General features: G+C 69.4%; 10 protein-coding genes. 5 read left to right on the forward strand and 5 right to left on the reverse strand.

Going from position 1 to position 7,310, the window contains the following annotated elements; translation table 11 throughout:
• Together AB4Y86_RS08010 and AB4Y86_RS08015 are read right to left on the reverse strand one after the other, a co-directional pair.
• A partial coding sequence (locus AB4Y86_RS08010; RefSeq protein WP_441401695.1) for a sulfite exporter TauE/SafE family protein occupies positions 1 to 746 on the reverse strand: 746 nt, incomplete at its 3' end.
• Complete coding sequence (locus AB4Y86_RS08015) at positions 743 to 1,360, reverse strand: rhodanese-like domain-containing protein (RefSeq protein ID WP_441401697.1); 618 nt, start codon at positions 1,358 to 1,360, stop codon at positions 743 to 745. The genes AB4Y86_RS08010 and AB4Y86_RS08015, both read right to left, overlap by 4 nt.
• Positions 1,361 to 1,484: 124 nt before the next feature.
• Between AB4Y86_RS08015 and AB4Y86_RS08020 the strand changes: the two genes are divergently transcribed.
• On the forward strand, positions 1,485 to 1,742 hold the full coding sequence (locus AB4Y86_RS08020; RefSeq protein ID WP_144662938.1) for a metal-sensitive transcriptional regulator: 258 nt from the start codon (positions 1,485 to 1,487) through the stop codon (positions 1,740 to 1,742).
• Positions 1,743 to 1,814: 72 nt separating this feature from the next.
• Here the strand turns inward: AB4Y86_RS08020 and AB4Y86_RS08025 are convergent, their stop codons facing one another.
• Together AB4Y86_RS08025 and AB4Y86_RS08030 are read right to left on the reverse strand one after the other, a co-directional pair.
• The gene (locus AB4Y86_RS08025; RefSeq protein ID WP_441401699.1) at positions 1,815 to 3,407 is read right to left on the reverse strand and encodes an ABC transporter permease; all 1,593 of its coding nucleotides are present in this window, start codon (positions 3,405 to 3,407) and stop codon (positions 1,815 to 1,817) included.
• Positions 3,400 to 4,383, reverse strand: a complete 984-nt coding sequence (locus AB4Y86_RS08030) for an ATP-binding cassette domain-containing protein (protein WP_441401701.1) — start codon at positions 4,381 to 4,383, stop codon at positions 3,400 to 3,402. The genes AB4Y86_RS08025 and AB4Y86_RS08030 overlap by 8 nt, the downstream gene beginning before the upstream one ends.
• A 219-nt stretch (positions 4,384 to 4,602) precedes the next feature.
• On the opposite strand from AB4Y86_RS08030, the gene AB4Y86_RS08035 reads away from it, so the two are divergent.
• From AB4Y86_RS08035 to AB4Y86_RS08045, 3 genes are all read left to right on the forward strand, one after another.
• Positions 4,603 to 5,358: an AzlC family ABC transporter permease gene (locus AB4Y86_RS08035; RefSeq protein ID WP_441401711.1), complete on the forward strand. Its 756-nt coding sequence runs from the start codon at positions 4,603 to 4,605 to the stop codon at positions 5,356 to 5,358.
• Positions 5,355 to 5,666, forward strand: a complete 312-nt coding sequence (locus tag AB4Y86_RS08040) for an AzlD domain-containing protein (protein ID WP_441401703.1) — start codon at positions 5,355 to 5,357, stop codon at positions 5,664 to 5,666. The genes AB4Y86_RS08035 and AB4Y86_RS08040 overlap by 4 nt, the downstream gene beginning before the upstream one ends.
• A gap of 71 nt (positions 5,667 to 5,737) precedes the next feature.
• Entirely contained in the window at positions 5,738 to 5,968 is a 231-nt protein-coding gene (locus tag AB4Y86_RS08045) for a hypothetical protein (RefSeq protein WP_441401705.1), read from the forward strand.
• Between the two features lie 50 nt (positions 5,969 to 6,018).
• Here the strand turns inward: AB4Y86_RS08045 and AB4Y86_RS08050 are convergent, their stop codons facing one another.
• Positions 6,019 to 6,687, reverse strand: a complete 669-nt coding sequence (locus tag AB4Y86_RS08050; protein ID WP_441401707.1) for a TetR/AcrR family transcriptional regulator — start codon at positions 6,685 to 6,687, stop codon at positions 6,019 to 6,021.
• 123 nt (positions 6,688 to 6,810) lie between these two features.
• On the opposite strand from AB4Y86_RS08050, the gene AB4Y86_RS08055 reads away from it, so the two are divergent.
• The gene (locus AB4Y86_RS08055; RefSeq protein WP_441401709.1) at positions 6,811 to 7,137 is read left to right on the forward strand and encodes a thiamine-binding protein; all 327 of its coding nucleotides are present in this window, start codon (positions 6,811 to 6,813) and stop codon (positions 7,135 to 7,137) included.
• Positions 7,138 to 7,310: the final 173 nt, after the last annotated feature.

Here is a 7,310-nt window from a genome sequence, read left to right on the forward strand (position 1 = left end):
GTGCTTGCCGTGACCCAGGCCGCGACGGCAAAGATGAGCATGGCGAAGGACACCCGGATGTGTTTGTCCTGCAGCCGGCGGGCCAGGCGGGCCGCAACGAGGGAACCAAGAATGGCGGGGACGGCAAACGCCAGGACGCTCGACCAGTCGATGGCGAATCCGGCGGAATGGGCTCCGAAGCCCGCAGCCGAATTGATCACAATGATGGCAAGGGATGAAGCGACGGCCTGTTTCATGCGCAGACCCAGGAACATGGTGAGGGCCGGGGTGATCAGGAAGCCCCCGCCCACTCCCAGCAGTCCGGTGAGGAAGCCCACCAGGAGCCCGACCCCCACGGCCTTGGGGGCGCAGGAGCGGAAGGCGCGGCCGGGGCCGGTGCTGCAGGAACCTTCCGCTTCCTTGCTGCGCATGAGCATGCGGACCCCCGCGGCCACCATGATGGCGGCGAAGGCGAGCATCAGGATGGTCGGATCCAGCAGCCGGCCCACTGCTGTGCCGCCCCACGCGGCGGGGATGCCCGCGGCGCCGACAATCAGGACGACCGGCCAGTTGATGCCTTGGCGCAGCCGGGGGATCAGCGCTGCCAGGGAGGAGAGCCCCACCACCAGAAGGGACGTGGGAATGGCCGCTGCGGGGCTCAGGCCCATGCCGTAGACCAGGGCCGGAACGGCGATGATCGAGCCGCCGCCACCGACTACACCGAGCACGGCCCCGACGAAGAGCCCCAGTGACAGGGCCGCGATCATGCTGCCGTGGTCCGCGTCGCGTCAGCCGTCGGAAGCTGCTGGATGGCGCTCTCGCGGGTGGGCTCCGTGGCCGCCTGGTTCCACGGCATCGCCGAGATCGCCTTGCCCATGGCACAGGTATTGGTGGCCGCAGAAAAGCTCAGCCCGGCTCCGATGGCGCCGGCGAGCATCCGTAGTTTTGGTGAGACGAACTTGCCGCCGGCCAGGCCGAGGACCACGAGGGACCCCGCGGCGAGGCGGACCTGGCGTTCCAGGTCCCAGCGGTTCTTGCCCTTGACGACGTGCCCGCCTGCTGCTGCGAATCCGGGCACTCCGCCGGTCAGGGCGTAGGCCGTAGCGATACCGGACTTGGCCAGGCGCTGGCGAGCCTGTTCGGCGCGGATTCCGGACTGGCAGACCAATACGACACGGCTGCCCAGGCGGGCAGCCAATTCATCGGAGTGCTCGGAGAGCAGCGGCAGCGGGATGTTGTAGGAGCCGCGAATGTGCAGGGACTCGAACTCAGCGGCGGAGCGTACATCGATCACCAGGAGGTCCTGATGCTCGGCGACCCAGCGGCGAAGGGTGTCAGGGGTGAGGGAGGTGATGGTCCCGTTAGGGGAAGGGGGCGTCATGGAGGCCTCTCGAAAGCGAGCGTTAGTGGATACCCCACCGAGTATTGCAGATACCCCGTCCGGTATCCAAAACACCCTGTGGGGTATATAGTTGGCAGCAAGACATCCACCCCTTTGGAGACTCATGCAACTCGACTCGACTGAACTGACCCCCGTGGTCAACCGCCTCAAGCGCGCCCAGGGGCAACTCGCTGCAGTCACCCGCATGCTGGAGGAAGGGAAGGACTGCAAGGACATCGTCACGCAGTTGGCGGCGGTCTCGAAGGCCTTGGACAGGGCCGGGTTCGCCATCATCGCCAGTGGCCTCGAGCAGTGCATCGTCCGCGAAGACACCACCATGGACAAGAAGGAGCTGGAAAAGCTCTTCCTCTCCCTCGCCTGACAAGCAAACGAGCCGTCCTCCACTGGGGCGGCGCCCCAGCGGGTGCCCCCTATGGGGCGGCGGCCGATGACGCTAGGGCGCCAGATCCCTGCGGCGCCAGCCGAAGTAGCCCAGGGCGGCCAATCCGGCGGCGACGGCGGTGAGGGCCACCAAATCCGGCACGGAGTCCGCACCTACAGGCAGCAGCGGCGAATGCCGGAACGGCGAAAGGTCCATTAGCCATCCGGGGGCATTCCACAGCACTCCGAACTCTCCCAACGCCACGAAGGCCAGGAGTACGCCCCAGACCGCGCCGGCCAGCCGCGGCACCCAGCCGAACACGGCCAGGGCCACGCTGGTCAGCACCCACGCGGCAGGAATCTGGGCGAGCGAGGCGACCATGGCCCGGCCGATCAACCCGGCGTCCTGAACGGCGAGGGCTGCTCCGACGCCGATCGACACCCCTGTCAGCACCATCAGCACGGTCACGCCCGCCAGCGCGAACGCGAAATGGCTGCTGGCCCAGCGGCTGCGCGTGGTGGCCGTGCCCAGCAGTGCCTCGGTGTGGCCTGCGGTTTCCTCGCCGCGCAGGTGGTTCGCGGCGGTCACGCCGTAGGCCGCGGCCAGCAGGCCCATGACGCTGATCTCCGCCGCCAGGAAAGCATCCTGGAGAGCGGACGCACCGCCCAGCAGCTTGACCATGTCCTGGGCGTTCGGAGAACTCAGCATCTCCGCAACGTTCCCGATCAAGGACCCGACCACAACGCCGAAGACGACGAACGCCACGGCCCAGGCAACCCACACCCGGTGCTGCAGACGAACAGCCAGCGCCCAGACCCCGGTGAGCGAGCCGACTGCCGGGCCGGGCCGCTCGTCGCGCAGCCCGGCGCCGAGGTCCCGCCGCGCCCGGAGGCTAAAAGCAGCCGGGATGAGGAGGATACAGAGCGCGACCGGGAGCACCAGCACCCACCAGCGGTCCCCGGCGAACGCCCTGATCTGCTGGTTCCAACCGATCGGTGAGAGCCAGGAGAGCACCGACGGTCCCGGTTCGGCGAGGTCTCCGACGGCGCGCAGGCCGTAGGTTACGGCGATGACACCGACGCTGAGGCCGTTGGCAGCCCGGGCGCTCGCGGTCAGCTGCGCTGCGACGCCGGCCACGGCGCAGAAGGCCATCCCGGTGGCGGTCCAGCCGAGACCGAATGCCAGCGAACCGGTGGCCGGCAGGCCGCCGGCGGTGAGCGCGGCGGCGGACAGCAGCCCCACGGCCAGGCTGGCGGCCAGTCCGATAAGGAGGGCGGCGGCCAGCGGGGCGTCGCGTCCCAGCCGTCCGCCGCCGAGCAGTTCGAGCCGGCCGCTCTCCTCGTCGGCCCGGGTGTGCCGGACAATGAGCACAACCATGAGGACCGCAAGGACTGCAGTCATGAACGCTGTGTACTTGATCAGCGAGAGGGCCCCCAGCGAGGACGGATCGTAAATCCGTCCGAACATCGCCACGATAGAGGCGGTGGCATTCAGGGCGTTGGCGGCTTCGACGCGGCTGCGCTCATCAGGGTAGAGGCCCGCGCCGGCCGCCGCCGTCGAATACGCAACAAGGGCGAAGCCGAGCACCCACACCGGCAGCAGCCAGCGGTCCCGACGCAACCCCAGCCGGACCAGCATCCCGGTGCCGGCCAGCGTCTCACGCATTGCCCGGCCCGCCTGGAACGGCGGCGGAAGCACCGCCGGAGCCAGCGGCGGCGGAGCCGGCGCCCGCACGATCCTCCGGACGCCCCGCGCCGTTGCCGGAGCCATAATGCCGCCGGAAGAGGTCCTCGAGCGTGGGCGGCTGGCTGGTGAGCGCCCGCACCCCGGCAGCGGTCAGGGCCTGCAGGAACGGACCCAGCCCGGCGGGATCCACCTGTGCGCTGATCCGGTGGTTGGCGACCACCACGTCGTGCACTCCGGGCAGGAGTTCCAGCCCGGCCGGCACGGCGACGACGTCGGCCGTGACGGACGTGCGGGTCAGGTGCCGCAACTGCTCCAGCGGGCCGGTCTCCACCACCCGGCCGGCCCTGATGATGCTGACCCGGTCGGAGAGCGCCTCGGCTTCGCTGAGGATATGGCTGCTCAGCAGCACCGTGCGCCCCTGGGCCCGGAGTTCCCGCACGCAGCCGCGGAAGGCATCCTCCATCAACGGGTCCAGCCCGCTGGTGGGTTCGTCCAGCAGGAACAATTCGGCATCGGTGGCCAGCGCGGCGACGAGGGCCACCTTCTGCCGGTTGCCCTTGGAATAGGTGCGGGCCTTCTTGGTGGGATCCAGCTCGAAGAGCTCCAGCAGCCGGTCCCGCCGCGCGCGGTCCTGGCCGCCCTGCAGCTTGCCGAGCAGCTCAATCACCTCGCCGCCGGTCAGGTTGGGCCACAGGGACACGTCGCCGGGAACGTAGGCCAGCCGGCGGTGCAGCGTCGCGACGTCGCGCCAGGGATCCATTCCCAACACGCGGACGGACCCCGCATTGGACCGCAGCATGCCCAGAAGCAGCCGCAGTGTGGTCGATTTGCCGGCCCCGTTGGGTCCCAGGAAGCCGTGCACTTCGCCAGCTGCCACCTCGAAGTCCAGGCCATCGAGGGCAGTCACTGCCCCAAAGCGCTTAACGACGCCGGTCATCTCCACAACACTGCTCATAGTCAAAAGGTACCCCCGGTAGCTCCGCCCGGCCCCCTGCGAAAAGTCCCGTTTTGGCGGGCCGCCGACGCAGGTCCTGGACCAGATTACGGAGCCGGTTACCGCCCGGTTACCCGGCGTCCCGCGGCTGTGGTTGCATGGTTCCATGTCTTTCCGCTGGTCACCCCGGGCAACCGGAACCCTTTCCGCGCCGCCCCTGAGCAGGCTGCCGGTGAGCCGGTGAAGCTCACGCAGTCCCCGGCCGTCCGCGTCGGGCTCTCCATCAGCATCGCCACCGGGCTCTACGGAGTGTCCTTCGGGGCCTTATCCGTGACCTCCGGGCTCGATTTCTGGCAGACCATGGCGCTGAGCCTGCTGCTCTTCAGCGGCGGCTCCCAGTTCGCTTTCATCGGCGTCGTGGCAGGGGGAGGCTCCGGCGTCGCGGCCATGAGCGCGGCCACCCTGCTGGGCATGCGCAACGGTATTTACGGCATGCAGCTCAACGCCTTGCTCCAGCCGCGGGGCTGGCGGCGGTTCGCGGCCGCCCACGTCACGATCGATGAATCGACCGCCACGAGCACCGGCCAAGCGGACGCCGCGGAGCAGAGGCGGGGCTTCTGGACCGCGGGTATCGGCGTCTTCGTGCTCTGGAACCTCTTCACCGCCGTCGGGGCGCTGGCCGGCAGCGCGCTCGGTGACCCGAAACAATGGGGGCTCGACGGCGCCGCGGTGGCGGCGTTTCTTGGCCTGCTGTGGCCGCGGCTCAAGGGCCGCGAACCTATCGCGATCGCCGTCGTCTGCGCCCTGGCCACCGTCCTTGCCGTACCTTTCGTGCCGGCCGGGGTGCCGATTCTGGTCGCTGCGCTGGTCGCCGCGGTGGTGGGCTGGTTCAGCCATGGCCGTAGCGACGAGGGCCTGGAACCGGATGTGGACCCGTACGCAGAGCAGCACCTGGAAGCCCGGCGCGCCGGCCGCAGCCAGGGGGAGGGCGCATGACGCTCTGGGGATGGCTCCTGCTGTCCTGCGTGCTGGCGTACGCCTGGAAGCTGGTCGGGTACCTCGTGCCTGCCAGCCTGCTGCGCAATCCCCGGATGTCCCGGATCGCCGGCACCATGACGATCGGTCTGCTCGCCTCCCTGACGGTCGTGAACACCGTGGCGTCGGGGCAGTCCCTGGCGCTGGACGCCCGGCTCGGCGCCCTCGCTGCTGCTGCCATCGCACTGTTGTTCCGGGCGCCGTTCCTGGTGGTGGTGCTGGCCGGCGCCGGTGCGGCGGCGGGGTTGCGCCTGCTCGGCTGGAACTGACGCGCCGCGGCCGGGTGCTCAACGGGCTTTAGCCCCTTGTTGGGCCGCACGGCCGATGGAAGCATTCGGGAATGACCGAAAATGACAATCCGGGTACCGCTGCGTCCGACCCGGACGGGGCGCCCCCTGCGCATTCGGAGGCGGTCCGCAAGGCTCGCCAGCCCAAGGCGCACGAACACATCGTTTCTCCGGGGGCCGAGTCCACCCGGGAACTGCGCGAGATGGCACGACGCCGGCGCGAGGCCGAGGAGAAACTCCAGCAGCACCTGCAGGCGGCGAAGGAAAAGCCGGCTGACGGTTAGTGGCCCCGGTCGGCGGCCCCCGTCCGGTCCCGTCAGGTCGCATCGGTGGCTTAGCGGTAGGTGGTCCCGTAGGTGGACCCGAAGGCGGTCCCGAAGGCGGTGCCAAACCCGGGTCCGGGCAACGGTGACAGGGGCGGCAGCGGGCGGTCGGGCCGTGCCGCGCGGATGGCGTCCTCCAGCAGTGCCGCCGACCGGCGCCAGGCGTCCGATCCGGCCTCCATGGTGTCCACGACGCCGATCAGCATGGCCAGGAGCCGGATCATATCGGTCATCGAGATGTCGCTGCGCAGCGTGCCCTGGCCCTGGCCGCGGCCCAGCAGCACAGCCACCGAATCGATCAGGTCCCCCGTGATGCCGGTGAGTACGCCGCGGCGCCCGGCCACCGCGCCGAGGAGGTTCGCTTCGTCACTGGCGACGCTCATCAGGGCATCGACCACGCGGAACAGGCCTTCGGCGGCGTCTTTGCCTGCCAGTGCCTCTTCCATCACCGGGTTGACCAGCAGTTTCAGTTGCTGGTGCAGGGCAGCGAGGACGAGCTCCTCCTTATCGGCGAAGTTCCGGAACAGCGTGGCGGGGCCCACCCCTGCGGTGACGGCAATGGTCTGGAGCGGCACTTCGGGGCCGTATTCGCGGAAGCATTGACGGGCCGCCGCAATAATCTTATTGACGTTGCGCGCGGCGTCCGCGCGGAGTGGCCTGCGGTCTACTGCCCGGTTCATTTGCTCAGGGTAGCAACGCAAGGTTGGAGGAAACCTGTTACCGGCCGGTACGCCTGTTTGTGACGTGTCGTCCGCGGCGTCCGGCCCACGACGGCCCCGGTCCGGGCGTGGCAGACTGGAGCCATGTTGCTTGCCTTTTCTGTCGCACCCTCAGGCCGCCCCTCCGGTTCCGAGGCCGGTCCAGGAACCGATGATGCTTCCGTCCACAACGCCGTCGCAGAGGCGGTGCGGATTGTCCGGGACTCCGGCCTGCCGAACCACACGGACTCCATGTTCACCACGATCGAGGGCGAGTGGGACGAGGTGTTCGACGTCGTGAAGCGGGCCACGGAAGCCGTGGGCCGCTACGGCAGCCGCGTCGCCCTCGTCATCAAGGCGGACATCCGCCCCGGCTACACGGGCGAACTGACGGGCAAACTGGACCGACTGGAAAAGGCCCTGCGCGAGTAACAGGGGGCCGAGGGCCTACCCTGCAGGCGGGGCAACTGCAAGACTGGGCCGCATGGTCGAGCATCAGCCCAAGCCCCGCTGGACGGCGGTCGAGGAGTACCTGTCAGCCGTCGTGGTCCAGCCCGACGAGTCGCTGCGGCACGCGGCGGCGGCCGCCGTCGCCGCCGGGATGC

Source organism: Arthrobacter sp. 2YAF22_2 (assembly GCF_052114645.1).
Lineage (GTDB): Bacteria > Actinomycetota > Actinomycetes > Actinomycetales > Micrococcaceae > Arthrobacter.